General features: G+C 57.8%; 13 protein-coding genes and 1 pseudogene. 7 read left to right on the top strand and 7 right to left on the bottom strand.

The genetic code is table 11. From position 1 onward, the window contains the following. The 3 genes from IQ25_RS20135 to IQ25_RS20120 form a co-directional block, all read right to left on the bottom strand. Positions 1-237 (bottom strand): transposase (locus IQ25_RS20135; protein ID WP_144908075.1); only part of this gene is annotated, 237 nt, incomplete at its 3' end. Between the two features lie 383 nt (positions 238-620). Further along, positions 621-1,757 (bottom strand): alpha-hydroxy acid oxidase, encoded by a 1,137-nt coding sequence (locus IQ25_RS20125; RefSeq protein WP_144908073.1) that lies wholly within the window; start codon positions 1,755-1,757, stop codon positions 621-623. 22 nt (positions 1,758-1,779) lie between these two features. Next, positions 1,780-2,610: an alpha/beta fold hydrolase gene (locus tag IQ25_RS20120; protein ID WP_158637816.1), complete on the bottom strand. Its 831-nt coding sequence runs from the start codon at positions 2,608-2,610 to the stop codon at positions 1,780-1,782. Positions 2,611-2,780: 170 nt separating this feature from the next. Between IQ25_RS20120 and IQ25_RS20115 the strand changes: the two genes are divergently transcribed. The 3 genes and pseudogenes from IQ25_RS20115 to IQ25_RS20105 all read left to right on the top strand — a co-directional run bounded on the left by IQ25_RS20115 (position 2,781) and on the right by IQ25_RS20105 (position 7,495). After that, positions 2,781-5,129, top strand: a complete 2,349-nt coding sequence (locus IQ25_RS20115; protein ID WP_144908071.1) for a TonB-dependent receptor — start codon at positions 2,781-2,783, stop codon at positions 5,127-5,129. Positions 5,130-5,211: 82 nt separating this feature from the next. Next, on the top strand, positions 5,212-6,606 hold the full coding sequence (locus IQ25_RS20110) for an FAD-binding oxidoreductase (RefSeq protein WP_144908070.1): 1,395 nt from the start codon (positions 5,212-5,214) through the stop codon (positions 6,604-6,606). A 97-nt stretch (positions 6,607-6,703) separates the two neighbouring features. After that, positions 6,704-7,495, top strand: a pseudogene (locus IQ25_RS20105) (IS5 family transposase). A gap of 41 nt (positions 7,496-7,536) precedes the next feature. Here the strand turns inward: IQ25_RS20105 and IQ25_RS20100 are convergent. Beyond that, positions 7,537-8,259, bottom strand: coding sequence for a FadR/GntR family transcriptional regulator (locus IQ25_RS20100; protein WP_158637815.1), 723 nt, complete (start codon positions 8,257-8,259; stop codon positions 7,537-7,539). 155 nt (positions 8,260-8,414) lie between these two features. Between IQ25_RS20100 and IQ25_RS21495 the strand changes: the two genes are divergently transcribed. From IQ25_RS21495 to istB, 3 genes are all read left to right on the top strand, one after another. Then, the gene (locus IQ25_RS21495) at positions 8,415-9,137 is read left to right on the top strand and encodes a helix-turn-helix transcriptional regulator (RefSeq protein WP_144908068.1); all 723 of its coding nucleotides are present in this window, start codon (positions 8,415-8,417) and stop codon (positions 9,135-9,137) included. A 225-nt stretch (positions 9,138-9,362) separates the two neighbouring features. Further along, the gene (istA, locus tag IQ25_RS20090) at positions 9,363-10,889 is read left to right on the top strand and encodes an IS21 family transposase (RefSeq protein WP_144908077.1); all 1,527 of its coding nucleotides are present in this window, start codon (positions 9,363-9,365) and stop codon (positions 10,887-10,889) included. Then, complete coding sequence (istB, locus tag IQ25_RS20085; RefSeq protein WP_144908067.1) at positions 10,879-11,661, top strand: IS21-like element helper ATPase IstB; 783 nt, start codon at positions 10,879-10,881, stop codon at positions 11,659-11,661. The genes istA and istB overlap by 11 nt, the downstream gene beginning before the upstream one ends. A 954-nt stretch (positions 11,662-12,615) precedes the next feature. Here istB and IQ25_RS20080 read toward each other — a convergent pair. Beyond that, positions 12,616-13,995: a nicotinate phosphoribosyltransferase gene (locus tag IQ25_RS20080; RefSeq protein WP_144908066.1), complete on the bottom strand. Its 1,380-nt coding sequence runs from the start codon at positions 13,993-13,995 to the stop codon at positions 12,616-12,618. A 59-nt stretch (positions 13,996-14,054) separates the two neighbouring features. Then, positions 14,055-15,119 carry a bifunctional nicotinamide-nucleotide adenylyltransferase/Nudix hydroxylase gene (locus IQ25_RS20075; RefSeq protein WP_144908065.1) on the bottom strand — a complete coding sequence of 355 codons (1,065 nt, stop codon included), beginning with the start codon at positions 15,117-15,119 and terminating at the stop codon, positions 14,055-14,057. Positions 15,120-15,221: 102 nt separating this feature from the next. On the opposite strand from IQ25_RS20075, the gene IQ25_RS20070 reads away from it, so the two are divergent. Continuing rightward, positions 15,222-15,863: an NUDIX hydrolase gene (locus tag IQ25_RS20070; RefSeq protein WP_144908064.1), complete on the top strand. Its 642-nt coding sequence runs from the start codon at positions 15,222-15,224 to the stop codon at positions 15,861-15,863. Positions 15,864-15,870: 7 nt separating this feature from the next. On the opposite strand, the gene IQ25_RS20065 is transcribed toward IQ25_RS20070, so the two are convergent. Beyond that, on the bottom strand, positions 15,871-16,461 hold the full coding sequence (locus IQ25_RS20065; protein WP_144908063.1) for a TetR/AcrR family transcriptional regulator: 591 nt from the start codon (positions 16,459-16,461) through the stop codon (positions 15,871-15,873). Between the last annotated feature and the right edge of the window lie 130 nt (positions 16,462-16,591).

Genomic DNA, 16,591 nt, shown 5'->3' with positions numbered 1-16,591 from the left:
AGCCACGTTGTCCAGCATCGCATCGGCCAGCAGCCGCTTGAGCTTCGCGTTCTCGCTCTCGAGCTCCCGCAAACGCCGGGCCTCCGACACCTCCAGCCCGCCATACTTGGCCTTCCAGTTGTAGATCGTCGCTTCCGACACACCGTGCCGCCGAGCCAAATCAGCGGTCTTCGCACCCGCCTCCGCCTCCTTCAGCACGCCAATGATCTGCTCTTCTGAAAACCTCACACGCTTCATCGTCTGTCCTTCCTTCAGGCCAGACTCTAATCGCTCGTGGAGGAAAATCAGGGGGTCACGTCAGCATCGCCATGTCTCGCTCGTCATGCTCGCCTTCGCCATGATGGCCGCCATCCAATACCGCGCCAATCTCGTAACGCCCCCAAAAAGACCGCGGATACCGCTCAGCGGGACCTGATCCGCTGGTCCATCCAGGAAGTCAGGCGCGTCGCAAACAAACTGGCTCAGCGTCGTATCAAACCAGCCTATATCATCGCATGGTCATGTTGGCGGCGCGCGCATCAGGCCGCCGCCCGGCAAGCTCACATCAAAACAAAAATGTAACTGTAATGCTAGACAAAACGGATTGCCTGTACATCGAAGAGATTTCGACAGCGTGTCAATTAAACGATAGATCCCCTATTTAACATATGGACAGATTCCTTACCCATAAGCGCGAGAGTTCGAGCAAACTCCGATCGCAATATCTCCAAGAGGCCCCTAACCCCATTTTCTCCATCCGCTGCCAGCGCGTAGAGATATGGCCTACCGATGGAACAGGCATCGGCGCCCAGGCAAATTGCTTTCACAATGTCGCTGCCGCGGCGAACACCGCCATCGACAATCAGTTCAATCGTGTCGCCTACAGCTTCTCGGATCTCAGGTAGAGTTTCGAGCGGAGCGAGGACGCCATCCAGTTGGCGTCCTCCATGATTTGAGATCATGACTGCGGTTGCACCAATGTCCCGCGCACGTATGGCATCATCGGCGTCGAGTACGCCCTTGATCACAAAAGGCCCCTTCCATTGCCGCACAAGTAGCTTTGCATCTTCCCAGGTTACGCTCGGATCGAATTGTGCATTGACGTATTCGATCAATCCCGTTGGACCGGATGCTAGAGCATCCACTCGATGAACCACATTCGCAAGGCGAAAGTCTGGGTTCTTCAGGAAATCAAGAAGCCAGCGGGGATGCAACGCGTAGCTGACAAGCGAGCGAAGATCGAAACGCGGGGGTATGGTCATGCCGCTGCGCCGATCTCGTTCACGATTGCCCGCCAGGGGGGTATCGATTGTGAGGCAAAGTGCATGATAGCCGGCGGCAGCACACCGATCGACCAACTCATTCGTCAATCCGCGATCCTTAAAGATGTATATCTGAAACATTCGTGATCCGTTCGATGCGGCTGCCACATCCTCGATCGACGTCGTGGCCATAGTCGAGAGGCCATAGAGCAAGCCGGCATCGGCTGCCGCTCGGGCTACGGCCAACTCCTTGCCTGAGTGGAAAAGACGGCTCATCCCTGTTGGAGACAGAATCAACGGCATGGAAAGCTGTTGCCCGAGAATGCTAGCCCCGCAATTTATCCGGGATACATCGACCAGCCCGTGGGGCACTAGGGACCGCTTTTCAAAGACTGCGCTATTCCGTTTTAGCGTCCGTTCATCATCGGCTCCGCCGTCGATATAGTCGAAAAGCGGTTGTGGAAGGCGGCGGCGAGCCACCTCGCGAAATTCCTCCGTGTTGCCGGGCCTGGCCATCTTGTTGCCTTTTCCTCAGATGTCAGGCTTGACCGTCAAGAAAAGTCAAGAGCACTTGGTTGAACAGGTCAGGGTTCTCAAGGAAGGGGAAATGGGATCCGCCCTCCTGCACGCTAAATTCAACATATTTGGAACCGGGAATCTGTCGGGCGATCCATTGCATGCTGCTTGTAGAAATCAGACTGCCTCCGCAGCCGACGACAAGCGCCGGTAGGCGAATTTGAGCGATAACGTCACTCCAGTCGGTCATACCGTGGTTTGTAAGCAACTGCGCTGCATGGATGCGAGGGAAGAGTAGATTCTGCTCTAATAGCGGGTCCAGCAAATGAGTAGCGCCACCGGGTGTGAGCATTGATGCCAATACCGCCTTTGTACTATCTACACCATCAGGACCGCGCAACTGATCTACAAGCTCGAACAGCGCGCTTTCACTGAATAGCCCACCCCAGTCAGAAGCCTGCTGTTCACTCCAATGGCGGCCACGCAGCAGACAGGCGGATTGATCGACCAGAACAAGGCTGTGCAATCGGTCAGTCCCAAAGAGGTCAAGATAGGCCCAGATGACCGAACAACCCATGGAATGGCCGAGAAGCGTTACGTCGCGCAAATTCAGGTACGCAAGCAGTTCTGCAAGATCGTGTGCCAGTCGATGCACACGATAGCCTTGATTCGGTTTGTCGGACAGGCCGTGACCGCGTTGATCATATGCGATTACATGGAAGCGGTCGGATAGCGCGGCTATTTGGGATGAGAACAACTGCGCAGATTGCGACCAGCCGTGCACGAGCACTATTGGCCGTCCGGATCCGCACGTCTCGACGCTGATCGAAATCCCATCAGCGGTTTGAATCATGGTTCTGGTTCTGGTTCTGCCCATTGCTCAGCTGCTCCTGTCCGCTTTTGTTAATAGGGGCTGGATGCAACTACGCCCACATTCGGCCTCACCGCCAGCCCTTTGGACGCTGCGCAAACAATCATTGTCACTGAGCTAAGACCCCGCAGGATAGCTGAGCTAAGTCCAAGATGGTGCCCTATGAAGCCGCAGAAGAAGATGCGGTGGGGGTGCTTGGCATCAATTCAGGGAGTGGATTTATGGAACGCAGGGGAGTTCATGGCCCGTCACGCAGCGGCGCATATCTCGCTGGCGGACGTGGTTTGATCTTCGCGCTGGCCTGCTCGGTTTCGACGGCTGCACTAGCCGCCGAACCAGCGCCGCCGGGACAAACGGATGTCCCGGATTACCAGGGCGACATAATCGTTACGGCTAACCGTACCGAACAGAAATTGCAGCGCGTCGGCGTTGCCGCGACTGTCCTGTCGGCAGATAATCTAGCCGCATCCGGGATTTCATCGACTGATGCACTTGTGACAGCGACCCCAGGCCTTCAGATCGCTCAGCCTGGCGGTCCGGGACTGACATCGCTGATTTCCATTCGCGGCGTATCGCAGAACGATTTTGCCGGGCACCTGGAATCCCCTAATAGCTTCTATGTCGATGACGCATACCAAGTGGCCCCTTCTGCAAATACCCAACCGCTCTTCGACGTCAAGCGCGTTGAAGTCCTCAAGGGACCGCAGGGCACGCTGTTCGGTCGAAATTCTGTAGGCGGCCTGATCAACATTATTACCAACGACCCAGTTGATGATTTCGAAGGGACGACCACTGGCGAGATCGGTTCGCTCAATCATGTCAAGGTCGAAGGTGCTCTCAATGCGCCGCTTGGTGGCGGCTCCGCCATACGTATAGCTTTTTACAAAAGCAATCAGGACGGATACTTGCGCAACGTCTTCAATGACACCCGGCAAAATGGAGATAACAGTATCGGCCTCCGCGGGAAACTGAAATTGCAGATTTCCAGTGACCTAACCGCACAATTTTCAGCAGATTATTTCAAGTTTACGTCGGATGCCGCAAACGTGGCATTTATGGTTGGGGGAGTGACAAACGCGGACGGTCTCGGCGTATCCGTTCCAGGCCAGGCGACGGCCTATGGCTACATCGATGCGGATGGGGATCCGTACACGGTTGCCGCCGATTTCAACGGCGGCCTTCATCGGGAGAACGGCAGCGTAGGTGCCAAGCTCACCTACGACCTGGGCGGTGCGACGTTGGTCAGTCAGACCAATTTCGGGTGGGCGAAAAGCTATTATGCGGAAGATAACGATAGTTCACCGCTGGATTACACGCGCTTCTTCCAGACTTCAAAGAGCAACAGTCTGACCCAGGAACTTCGCCTATTTGGCTCCTCTGACCGGGCGAACTGGACGGTGGGTGCATTCTATGTCCATATTGATGGTGGCCCGTATACACAACGGTTCGAATTACGGAACAGCGGCCCGAATCTGATAGGACCGATCAATGCTGCTCTGGATACACTCTATTCGCTAAAGACAAACTCGTGGAGCGTGTTTGGCCAGTACGCCTATGATTTGACCAATACGCTCAACATCACGGGCGGGTTGCGCTACACACGTGATCGGAAAGACTTCAATTTTCGCTTCCTGTGCGACGAGTTCGCGTCAGGCCTCGGATGCGCCATTGGCCTTATTCCACCGCCGGGCACGGAAGGCTCCGCAAGCCCGTACGCTGACAAACATAGCGAAGGAGCTATTTCAGGTCGTGTGGCGATCGAGTATAAACCGACCAGCAACCTTCTTCTGTATGCCAGTTACAGCAGGGGCTACAAGGCATTCAGCTATAACGTCAGCTTTTCGGGCCTTGCACCACTAAATGGCGTTCGCTTCAACGGTGAAAAGATCAACGCCTATGAAGTCGGTCAGAAATATACGTTCATGGGAGGACGCGGACGCTTTAACCTCTCCGGCTTCTACTATGACTACGAAGATTACCAGGCTTTCGATCAACGCGGCCTCAATTTAACGCTGTACAACACATCGGCAAAAATCAAGGGCCTCGAAGCAGAGCTTGGATTGAACACGGGCGGATGGGCGCTCAATGTTGCAGGCACATTGCTGGACGCGAAGGTTGACAATGTCAAACTGCCGAATGGTCCGGCTAGCCGCCGACCACCCCAGACACCCAAGTTCACCTTGCTTGGCTCGATCTCGAAGCGAGTGCCAATTTCATCCGGCGATCTCAACTTAGATGTCAGCGCGATCTATACCGGTGAAGCCTTCGCGCAGCTCACCAATGCGCCAAACACACGATTGCCAGCCAATGTCATCGGCAATGCGCGGATCGCATACAAGCCCAGCAGCGGGGCCTATGAAATAGCCATCTATGCGCGGAACATCTTTGACAACCGCAGTGTTCGCTATGCCTTCGATCTGACGTCGCCCCTGCTGGGCGCATCAGAAGGAAACTATGGCCCGCCGCGAACCTATGGAGCTTCGGTAAAAGTGAACTTCTGACCGATTGGCCGGCTTAGGCCGGCCAATCATTTCGCCGTTATCGTAATCTCGTTCATCACATACAATTGGAGTATTTCACCTGATGCGGCACATGCGCACGCAAAATGGTTCTGCCTCTCCGGAAGCCATCCACGCCATCCAGGGCCATTTCGGAGATCGGTTGCTGACGCTTCCGACGCATCGCGCAGAATATGGCAAGAGCGAATGTCACTTTGAGCCGGTGTTGCCGGACGCTGTCCTGCGCGCGCAGTCGGTCGATGATGTCGTGCAGCTTGTCAAGTTTGCCAATGAGTACCGTTTTTCCCTCATCCCATATGGTGCAGGGACGTCTGTCGAAGGCAACACGATCCCCATTCATGGCGGCGTTACGATAGACTTGAGCGGGCTTGACCGAATTATTGCGGTCAATTCTTCAGATTTGGACTGTGTGGTCGAACCCGGCGTTAGGCGTGAAGATCTTAACCTGCACCTCCGCGATCAAGGACTCTTCTTCCCGATCGATCCGGGCGCCAATGCCACTATTGGCGGGATGGCCTCTACCCGGGCGTCGGGAACGAATGCAGTGCGATACGGCACGATGCGCGATTGTGTGCTCGGCCTGAAGGTAGTCACTGCTGATGGCAAGATTGTCCGAACCAGCCGTCGCGCGAAGAAGTCTGCGGCGGGTTATGATTTGACAGGCCTGTTTGTGGGCTCGGAGGGCACATTGGGCATCGTGGTCGAAGTTAACTTGAAGCTATTTGGTATCCCAGAAACTATCTCCTCCGCAGTCTGCGCGTTCGAAACCACGCGTGGAGCAGTTCAATCGGTGGTCGAGCTCATCCAGCTCGGAGTACCCGTAGCTCGAGCCGAAATTCTCGATGATTTACAGATCCAAGCCGTGAACAAATGGTCAAAGCTCGAGTTTGCGGAGAAGCCGACGTTGTTCTTCGAATTTCATGGCTCCCCCGCTTCCGTCGCCGAGCAAATTGAAATCGTGTCTGGAATCAGCAAGGCCAACGGCGGAACGGAGTTCCGCTGGGCAGAACGGCTAGAAGACAGAAATGTATTGTGGAAAGCTCGGCACGATGCCTATTATGCGACCGTAAATCTCCGTCCGGGCGCAGTCGGTTGGGCAACCGATGTTTGTGTTCCAATTGGCTCGCTTGCCCAATGCATCGATGAAACCCAAGCTGATCTCAGAACATGCCCTGTGCCGGCCACGATCCTAGGCCACGTTGGAGACGGCAACTTTCATGTAGTATTTTCAATCGATCCGCGGTCGGACAGCGAAATGAACATCGTAGAGGCGGTTAACAAACGCCTTATTGCGCGAGCAATTGCCTTAGACGGCACGTGTACTGGAGAACATGGTATCGGAATTGGGAAGAAGAAGGCGCTAGAAGATGAATTGGGATGCGCCGTGGATATCATGAGAAGAATAAAGAGCGCAATTGATCCTTTAGGCATATTTAATACTGGCAAGATTTTCTCTTGATAATTTCGTTACCATAATTAAGAGGCCGTTTCGAAAGGGGTTGAGCGGCTGAGGTTCCTGTGATTCCGAGGGTTTTGCAGACAACCCAGAGATCTTGATGTGGACCCCAGGCACCCGCGCGCAGCATACGCGGGGTTCGAAGCGTTACCTGACGGATTTGAGCGATGCCGAGTGGGCGCTGATCGCGGCATTTGTTCCAGTGGCGCGCACGACGGGGCGGCGACGGCAATGGTCGATGCGCGAAATCGTGAACGCAATCTTCTACGTTCTGCGCGGCGGGATTGCCTGGCGGTTGCTGACCAAGGACTTCCCGCCTTGGCAGACGGTTTACCGCTGGTTTGCGCGGTTTCGTGACGAATGCCTGTTCGAGCGGATCAACCATGCGCTGGTCGCGCTCGACCGCAAGCGAGCCGGAAGAAACGCCTCGCCAAGCGCAGCCATCATCGACAGTCAGAGCGTCAAGACCACCGAGAGCGGCGGGCCGCGCGGCTATGATGCTGGCAAGAAGATCAAAGGTCGCAAGCGCCATGCTCTGGTCGATACTGACGGCAGGCCGCTGCTTGTCGAGCCGCACACCGCCGATGTCTAGGATCGTGATGGCGGCGGCGCGTTGCTACAAGTCTCGCGCGGCCTCTTCCTGTTCATCGAGAAGGTCTGGTCCGATGGCGGCTATAACCATCACCGTGTCACCGAAGCGACCAGCATCACCGTAGAGATTGTCAGCAAGATCGCCGGACAGTCCGGCTTCGCCGTCCTCCCTCGGCGCTGGGTGGTCGAGCGGTTCTTCGCTTGGATCAATCGAAACAGGCGCCTGGCTAAAGACGTGGAAGCCACCCTCAAATTCGCAGTAGCCATGCTCATGTTACGCCGTTTGGCACGCTCTGAATGACTTTCGAAACCACCTCTAAATGATATTAATAATTATTATATTTATTCATAAGACAGAAGACCAATATATACGTCATCATCAAAGTGATGGGACATCGCTTCTTCCGCAGCCTTGGCGTCTTTGTCGAGGATGGCCTTGGCCACTCTGCGATGTGCATCGTGAACGCGTTGGCGCTCTAGGCTGGTCTTGCGGGTCCTCCAAGCTGCCGGTATGGCCTCACGCATCAGTGGCACGAACGATTCAAGCAGGTGGCCCATCAGGATGTTTCGGCTCGCAGTAGCTATCAGATTGTGAAACTCCACCTCCAGTTCGACCACACGATCAATGTGACCTGTTTCCGAGACTAGTGCTTCCGCGATCACCATGAGCCGATGCGCTTCTTCAGGCGACCGATACTGAGCGGCCAACATGGCTGCGCGGGTTTCAAGGCATTCACGAGCCTGCCAGACCTGCGAAAAAGCGATCTGTCGTGTTTGTAGCGCGTGATTGATCGAAATCGTGATTGGCAGTGATGTCGCACGCGCAACCCTTGGTGGGCGACCGTTTCCAGTATCCAGCAAACCAAGCGCCGCAAGCGATCCGACGGCTTCGCGAACCACCGTCCGGCTAACATTAAGCCGCTCGGACAAGCGAACTTCGCTTGGAAGGCTATCTCCGACCCCTAGATCGCCCGAACTGATCAAGTCGGCAATCTGTTCGATTGCCTTTGCTACAAGCCCTCCGTCCCTGACAGAGAATGTTTGAGAATTGCGACCGAGACTCATGATTGCGATGATCCAATTTGCGGTTCCGACGATGTCGGTCGGCCACGGCGACCACCGCAATGTGCATGCCATCTCGTTGCCAAGAAATCAACCTATGCTATAGGGATTGCATACCTATACGATAGGCAGTATGAAGTGTGCTAGGGAGATCAAGGATGCTCGACAGGGCGAATGAGGTTGCTGGCAGCGACGTTCTGGTCTCTCAGGACGGCGGTGCATCGCTTGATCGACTATTCGGTAGCAGCGCGTCCGATAGAAAAGTTTGGACTAATGAGAGAGTTTTGGCGATCTTGGATCAATCTTATGACCGGAAGCGCGGAAGCAAGGCTGAAATAATTCCGCTAAACTGCAATTCCGATATTATTGACAGGTGCTATTTAAATATACACATAGTTGAATTTTGTCTAGTATCCAATTTTACCGTACACTTATCGACAGAGAATGAGTTAAAGTCCCAACGGCGTTATCCGGGCCACTTTGCTCATAAGGAGGGAATGCAATGGGCGAAACACCTATCACTGGAAGAATATCACGGATCAATTCCCCAGAAGCAGAAAGAAATTCTATGTAGAGCACTTCGGTTTATCGATTGCGAGTTTGGTCGCGCGCTGACCTTGAGTGACATCGCGCGGCAGTCTGGCACTAACCGGACCTACCTCGCCCAGATTTTTCGATCTGTACTCGGGGCGTCTGTTCACCAAATTCTTACTAACGTTCGAATGCTTGCGGCATCTCGGTGGTTAATTGAAACGGATATGACAATAACACAGATTTCATGGGAGGCTGGATATAGAAACAATTCCAGTTTTAGCCGCGCATTTTCGATTGTTTTTGGCATGTGCCCTCGCACCTATCGAAGGACGGGTTTATCTATATAGAATAAAATATTTTACTGAATAATTGCTGGTGATTACTACAGATATTTACCAAAAACGGCATATTGTGGAATGGAGTAGATTATCCGAAGGTCTGTTTGCAGATGAATGGATAAGTGTTGATTGCCACTGAGAAGTGGCCCGGTAGGTGCCGTAATTTCCACTGAGAATTGACCCATGTTCTGATCGTTCCCTGGCTGGCAGGCGGGGGATCATGGAGTGATCGACATGGCGTTATTGAGTGTGATCCGCCGCTGGCATTTCCGGGAAGGGATGCCGATCCGGGAGATCGAACGGCGCAGTGGGTTGTCCCGGAACACGATCCGCAAGTACCTGCGGGCCGGTACGGTGGAGCCGCAGTTCAAGGTTCCGGATCGGCCGAGCAAGCTCGACCCGTTTGCCGAGAAACTGTCGGGCTGGCTCAGGGTCGAGGCAGGCCGGTCGCGCAAGCAGCGGCGCACGGTCAAGCAGATGTACGCCGATCTGGTGACGCTCGGCTATCATGGTTCGTACAACCGGGTCGCCGCCTTCGCCCGGGAGTGGAAGGCCGACCGCCAGCGCGATGCGCAGACCAGTGGCCGGGGCACCTTCGTGCCGCTGGTGTTCATGCCGGGAGATGCCTTCCAGTTCGACTGGAGCGAGGACTGGGCGATCATCGCCGGGGAGAGAACCAAGCTGCAGGTCGCACACAGCAAGCTGTCGCACAGTCGGGCCTTCATCGTCAGGGCCTACCTGCTCCAGACCCACGAGATGCTGTTCGATGCCCTGACCCAGGCGTTCAGGCTGCTGGGCGGAGTGCCTCGGCGCGGGATCTTCGACAACATGAAGACCGCGGTCGACCGGATCGGCGCCGGCAAGGTGCGCCAGGCCAACGCCCGGTTCTCGGCGCTGGCCAGCCATTACCTGTTCGAACCGGAGTTCTGTAATCCCGCCGCCGGATGGGAGAAGGGTCAGGTCGAGAAGAACGTCCAGGATGCCCGGCGCCGGCTGTGGCAGCCTTTACCCTCCTTCCCTGACCTTGCGGCGCTCAATGCCTGGCTCGAGCAGCGCTGCATCGAGCAATGGGGTGACATTCAGCATGGCATCATGCCCGGGACGATCGCCGATGCCTGGGCCGACGAGGTCGCCAGCCTGATGCCGCTGGGGCGCACCTTCGATGGCTTCGTCGAGCATGCCAAGCGGGTCTCACCGACTTGCCTCGTGCACTTCGAGCGCAACCGGTACAGCGTGCCGGCCTCGTTCGCCAATCGCCCGGTCAGCCTGCGCGTCTATCCGGACCGGATCGTCGTAGCGGCCGAGGGCCGGGCTCTGTGCGAGCATGAACGGATCATCGAGCGGTTCCATCATCTGCCCGGACGGACGGTCTACGACTGGCGTCACTACCTGGCGGTGATCCAGCGCAAACCCGGAGCCCTGCGCAATGGCGCTCCGTTCCAGGAGATGCCCGAGGCCTTCCGCCAGCTGCAGGGCCATTTGCTGAAGCGCCCGGGTGGTGACCGGGAGGTAGCCGAGATTCTCGCCCTGGTCCTTCACCACGATGAACAGGCCGTCCTCAGCGCGGTCGAACTCGCACTGGACGCAGGCGTGCCGACCAAGACCCACGTGCTCAACCTTCTGCACCGGCTGACCGACGGCAAGACTGGCACACCACCGAAGATCGATGCGCCGCAGGCCCTGACCCTGCGGCGCGAACCCAAGGCCAACGTCGAGCGCTACGATGCGCTGCGCAGCAGGGAGAACGCCCGTGCGTCATGATCCTGCCAGCGCTGCCGTCGTGGTCATGCTGCGTGGCCTCAAAATGTACGGCATGGCCCAGGCCGTTGCGGACCTCATCGAACAAGGCGCACCAGCGTTCGATGGCGACGTGCCGATCCTGTCGCAGCTGCTCAAAGCCGAGGTGGCCGAGCGCGAGGTCCGTTCGATCGCCTACCAGACCAAGGCGGCCCGCTTCCTGGCCTACAAGGACCTCACCGGCTTCGATTTTGCTTCCAGCGAGATCAACGAGGCCATGGTCTCCCAGCTCCATCGCGGCGACTTCATCGACGGGGCCAACAACGTCGTTCTGATCGGTGGGCCCGGCACCGGCAAGACCCACATCGCCACGGCCCTCGGGATCCAGGCCGTCGAGCATCATCGCAAGAAGGTGCGGTTCTTCGCCACCGTCGACCTAGTCAATGCCCTCGAGCAGGAGAAGGTGCTGAACCGGGCCGGGCAGCTCGCCGATCGGCTGCTCCGCCTCGATCTCGTGATCCTCGACGAGCTCGGCTACCTCCCGTTCAGCTCATCGGGCGGTGCGCTCCTGTTCCACCTGCTCAGCAAGCTCTACGAGCGCACCAGTGTCATCATCACCACCAACCTGAGCTTCTCCGAGTGGGCCGGGGTGTTCGGCGATGCCAAGATGACTACCGCGCTGCGCGATCGCCTCACCCATCACTGCCACATCCTGGAGACCGGAAACGACAGCTTCCGCTTCAGGGCCAGCAGCGCCGCCCCACCCAAGACACGAAAGGAAAAATCACCCGCTTGACCACACCCCCGCATCGGGGGACACATATCCAACCGGGTCAATTCTCAATGGAAATCCCGGGTCACTTCCCAGTGGCAATCAACAATATGCTTATTTTGTGAAGTTAATTCGCGCTTCCCTGCTTTTCGCCTTACTATGTGCGCTATGTGGCTGTGTCGCACGGCCTTCTTCTCTGGCCTCGGTTCCTTCCACGAAGACGATCATGGCCATCGAAAGTGGATATGCTTTGGCTCAAAATCTGACTGTCGTCGGGGTAGCGGACGCGGCTTCGATGAACAGAGCCTCTCGGGTGAAAGTGCGCAAAACTGCCTGCGCTCGTGAAGGGGATGTGGCGGTTTGCATGTACGAGGCAGATCACTGCCTTGAGGGCGAATCCGATGCGGACGGCGATGGCTGGTGTCGGCGACAAGCGAGGTTCGTTCGCATGCAGAGGCCCCGTTCCCCATTTGACCCCATCGTACAGGGCTGGGCGCTTGATCGTCCGCTACCATCTTAGTTGTAGCACTGCTCACTTTGCGAAATGAAACGTTTGCAATTGGGCGCTTTCCGCCAAAAGAATTATGACTGCAACGGCGTCGGTCTCAGAATTTCAGCTTTCGGCGGCCGAGCGGCTTGAACCGCCGGGCAGCTTTCAAAATGGCGCTGCGGCTCAACTGATGGCCGGAAGTGGGCCGTTTGCGGACCGGCAGGTTTCGGGTGGCGGGTGCTGGATAACTGCCATTCAATACGAGGTAAGGCGTGGCAGGCCGCGACTAAAGGCAGTCGTTAACTTCAGCTACAATGAATGCTACTTCTGTTAGGAGATGTCTGCAGGACATTCCCAAGGTGGTAGCGAGCATGATGCCTGCCTGGACTCCAAAGCTAATTGTGTCTTGTTCCTTCGAAAGCGGCCTCGATGTGACAGGCGTTCAAGTGTCACAGGAAGCGCCTAAGCTGGACGCCCCCTGCAACCCCTCAACCCGCCCTTGTCCGCACTTCGTCAAAACTATGGCGGATCAGCATGGTCCCTTCGCGCCAGACCGTTTGCAGCAGGTTGTCGGTATCGGCCACCTGCTCGATCCGCCGCGCGACCATACGGCCCGCTTCGAGCACCACCGCCTGCCGCCCCGCCTTGCTCGCCTTGCCAGGGTCGGTGGCGGGGGCCTTCGCCACATCGTGCCACGCGCCCTCGGCATCACGCATGGCATTGGCCTTCATGGCAAAGCGCAGGGTATCGCGGTTAACCTGCTGGAGCAGGCCGCCGCCCATCCCGAAGACGATGTTGTCGATGGCAAAGCCTTCCTCGATCAGCCGGTCGATCAGCCGGGCGATGGAGCTAGGCGTCATTCCATCGCCCTGGATCACGCGCACGTGTGGGTCGAGCACGCGGTAGCCCTTGGCGTTGATGGTGCCGCCGAAGGCATCCCAAAGCGTCTTGATCGTGCGCACCGGAGTTTCCACCGGATCGCCGCTGTCGGGCCGAAGCACCAGCGTCCCCTTGCGGGTCATCACTTTATCGCGAAGGCTTCCGCCCCAGATGCCGGTCAGTGCAGCATCCAGATCGTAGCTGTCCGACACGACCGCCACCAACTTGCCCACGCCCTCGAAGGCGTCGAGCATGTTGGCATAGGCCGCTTCCTCGCGCGCTCTTCCCCAGCTGGTCATCGTGCTGTGTTCGGCCGCCGGGATCGAGAAACCGGCCATGTCTGCACCATAATAGTGGCGCGCAGCGATCAGGCCTTCCATGGTGTCGGTGCCCATGAAGTTGACGAGGTGCGCCATGCCTCCCAGCCCTGCGCTCTCGCCGCTGCTGGTGCCGCGCGCACCGAAATCATGCAGCTTGAACGGCAGTTGGCCGAGGGCGTCCTCGCTGGTCTTCTCCAGCCCTGCACGGATTATCAGGCGGCACTGGCGGCTGAGCGTGGCGACTGTGGTCGGATACCAGATCGCGCGGAGCAATGCGGTCTCGATGAAGGTCGCGAGCCACGGCAGGCGCGGATCGGTGGTCTCGACCTGCACCATGGGCACGCCGGTCGGCACGATCATGCCTTCGGGCAGGGCGCGGATCTCGATCGGCAGGTATCCGCCATGCTCGTCGAGCACGATCTGCCAGCCTTCGCGGTTGAAGGGAACACCGTGCGCGGCACAGATCGCCTCGGCCTCGTCGATGTCGGCTTGCGTGATCGGCCGTTCTAGCCGGTCGATCAGGTAGGGCTGCAGGCCCATGAACAGCACTTCATCGGCAAAGTCGTTTGGCCGCGCCTCGATATAGGCGCTGATCGCACGCGCCTCGGGCGGGTACTGCAGGAAGTGGCTCTGCTTGTAGCTGTCTGTCGCCAGGATCAGGTTGGTCATGATGTGAACTCCTCACATGGTCGCCGGATGCAGGACTCCCCTGCGCGGCGGGTCGTTTTTCAAAGATCGGCCATTTCCTCGATGATGGCCCAGTGGTCCTCGAACAGCATTTCAGGCGAAAGATCGCCGAAGCGGTACCATTGCGCATGGGCCGCATCGTCGCCGCCCTTCACGCTGAACAGCTTGCGACGTTCGGGCAGGCGGAAAAGGAATGCGTGGGTGATGATCCGCCCGCGCATGGACCGGTTCGGCGCATCGAACACCCGCGTACGAGCATCCTCGATAAAGCTGGCGAGCATGGCAGGCGGGATCTGACCCTTGCCGTCGCTGATCGCGGTTTCCTCGCGCAGTTCACGGATCGCCGCATCGCGGATGCGCTCAGCCGGATTGACGAAGCCGCCTGGCAGGGCGAGCAGCCCTTTGCCCGGCGCGCGTCCTCGCTCGACCAGCAAAATGTGGCCCGACTGGACGACCACCGCATCGGCGGTGACGAAGGGCCCCTTCCCCCACTGCGCCGGATAGGCAGCGAGAAACTCGGCTTCTTCAAGCAATGCCTTGAACATATCGCCCAGCATGAATTCGCGCAGGAAGTCGGCAACGCCCGCAGAGAGGATGCTGGCGGGCACTTCGGCGATGCGCTGGAAATAGCGCACGCGCACATCGCTTGACGAGAAGGTGCCGTACTGGCTGTCGACCTGCAGGTTCTCCCATTCTGGGAAGAGCTTGAGGTAAAAGGACGAGGCATCTTTGCCATAACCTGTTAGCGCCACGCGGAAATCACGCAGGCCGTGGTTCTGGAAGCCGTGACCGTTGCCATGCTCCAGCACCAAAGCACGCACCGTGCGCTGGACCTGCGCGACCCACGCGGTGTCGGAATAAACGTGATCGTCGATCGGCGCGATGATCAGGCGGCCTTGCGCCACTTCATGCCGGAAAGCGGAGCGCAGCATGGCCTCACGCTCGTCATACGTGAAAGGATTGCGCGGATCGCGGGCGACATTGGCCGATCCCACCAGCACGATCAGCCGCTCGACCTGTTCGAGCGTGCGCGCGATGACGTGTTCGTGGCCGATGTGCAGTGGCTGAAAGCGTCCAATAAAGACGCCGAAATCAAACTTGCTCATATCCGAGGCTCCCCCAGATCATCAAAGCGAGGCGGCCTCCCCGACTCACACCAACCTTATATGCGCTAGACTTATATTTAGTCAAGATATAAGCATGGTTGTATGAGCTACCCACCCTTCGCCGTCACCGTCGACCTCGTACTGATGACCATTGGCGATGGCACTCTGTCAGTCCTGCTCCAGCGCCGGGCTGAGGAGCCTTTTGCCGATCGGCTCGCACTGCCGGGCGGGTTCGTCAGTCTTGACGAAACGCTGGATCGCGCAGCGCGGCGTGTGCTGGCGGACAAGGCAGGACTTGCCGCCCAGGACAGCGCCTGGCTTGAGCAGCTCTACACCTTCGGCGATCCGCAGCGCGATTTGCGGATGCGCACGGTCAGCGTCGCCTACTTCGCTCTGCTCCCGCATGCAGTGTTGGAAGGGGCCGTGGCATCGCGTTCAGATCTAGCGCTTCTCCCGGTTACCGACCCCAGAGAGTCACTGGCCTTCGATCACTCCGCCATCATCGCCGCCGCGCACGAACGGCTCCGAGGCAAGCTGGCCTACGCGCCTGTCGCCTTTGCGTTGCTGCCGGACCTGTTCACGCTGCGTGACCTGCAAACCGTGCACGAAGCTATCACCGGCACCACCTTCAACAAGCCCGCCTTCCGTCGCAGGATGCTCGACACCGGCTGGATCGAGGCCACCGGTCAGCGCGAAAGCGACACGCCGTTCCGACCGGCTGAGCTGTATCGTCTGCGGTCATAGGTGATGATCAGGTCAAGATCCCCACTGCCTCCTGCACCCGCTGCCAGGCTGCATCGGCTGGGGATTTCTCACCGAGAATGGCGAATGTGCCGTTCATAGCAAAAACACAGTGCCCATGGACGGTTGCGAGAAGCGACCGGGTCAGCGGTTCGGCTTCGTCTTGCCGGGCAGGGGGCAAGGCTTCGCGCACCTCGGCCACGACGATATCGAAGATCGCGCGCACTTCGGCCTGATACCTTTCGGGCGGGACGGTGTCTTCTGGCAGGCGGAAATCGTAGATAGCGGCCCACGCGTGCCGGTGCGTTGTTGCAAATTCGAAGTAGGCGGCGATCGCCTGACGCAACCTGTCCTGCTGCACGTCGGCAAGTCGGCGCACTAGATGATCGCGCCACAGCGCGAGGGTGCGCCCGTTGATCGCCAGAATCAGCGCGTCGTAGCTGCCGAACACATTGTAGATCGTCCCGATCGAATAGCCGATGCGCTTGGCCACCTCGCGCGCAGAGAAGTGCGCAAACCCGACCTCCTCCATGTGGCGATGCCCGGCGGCGACAGCGATTTCCCTCAATTCGTCGCGGCTGTGATCCGATCTGCGTCCCATAGGAGGCAGACTGTAGGCGTGATACTGAACACTGTCCAATAAATCAATTGAACAGTGTATATTTTTGCGTTATCCCTGCGATTCGAGGAAGGGGTCCAAGGGTAAGTCCGGCTCTTAACCTCGCCGGAAC

The sequence above is a fragment of the Novosphingobium taihuense genome (genome assembly GCF_007830315.1).
Lineage (GTDB): Bacteria > Pseudomonadota > Alphaproteobacteria > Sphingomonadales > Sphingomonadaceae > Novosphingobium > Novosphingobium taihuense.
The sequence above is the reverse complement of the archived record's forward strand: the minus strand, read 5'-3'. Positions and strand labels throughout refer to the sequence as shown.

What these genes read in the sequence shown, in the direction of transcription:
- IQ25_RS20125 (WP_144908073.1), bottom strand. Translation starts at nt 1,757, where the DNA reads ATGGCCAGGCCCGGCAACACGGAGGAATTTCGCGAGGTGGCTCGCCGC.
- IQ25_RS20120 (WP_158637816.1), bottom strand. Translation starts at nt 2,610, where the DNA reads ATGATTCAAACCGCTGATGGGATTTCGATCAGCGTCGAGACGTGCGGA.
- IQ25_RS20115 (WP_144908071.1), top strand. Translation starts at nt 2,781, where the DNA reads ATGGTGCCCTATGAAGCCGCAGAAGAAGATGCGGTGGGGGTGCTTGGC.
- IQ25_RS20110 (WP_144908070.1), top strand. Translation starts at nt 5,212, where the DNA reads ATGCGGCACATGCGCACGCAAAATGGTTCTGCCTCTCCGGAAGCCATC.
- IQ25_RS20100 (WP_158637815.1), bottom strand. Translation starts at nt 8,259, where the DNA reads ATGAGTCTCGGTCGCAATTCTCAAACATTCTCTGTCAGGGACGGAGGG.
- IQ25_RS21495 (WP_144908068.1), top strand. Translation starts at nt 8,415, where the DNA reads ATGCTCGACAGGGCGAATGAGGTTGCTGGCAGCGACGTTCTGGTCTCT.
- istA (WP_144908077.1), top strand. Translation starts at nt 9,363, where the DNA reads ATGGCGTTATTGAGTGTGATCCGCCGCTGGCATTTCCGGGAAGGGATG.
- IQ25_RS20080 (WP_144908066.1), bottom strand. Translation starts at nt 13,995, where the DNA reads ATGACCAACCTGATCCTGGCGACAGACAGCTACAAGCAGAGCCACTTC.
- IQ25_RS20075 (WP_144908065.1), bottom strand. Translation starts at nt 15,119, where the DNA reads ATGAGCAAGTTTGATTTCGGCGTCTTTATTGGACGCTTTCAGCCACTG.
- IQ25_RS20070 (WP_144908064.1), top strand. Translation starts at nt 15,222, where the DNA reads ATGAGCTACCCACCCTTCGCCGTCACCGTCGACCTCGTACTGATGACC.
- IQ25_RS20065 (WP_144908063.1), bottom strand. Translation starts at nt 16,461, where the DNA reads ATGGGACGCAGATCGGATCACAGCCGCGACGAATTGAGGGAAATCGCT.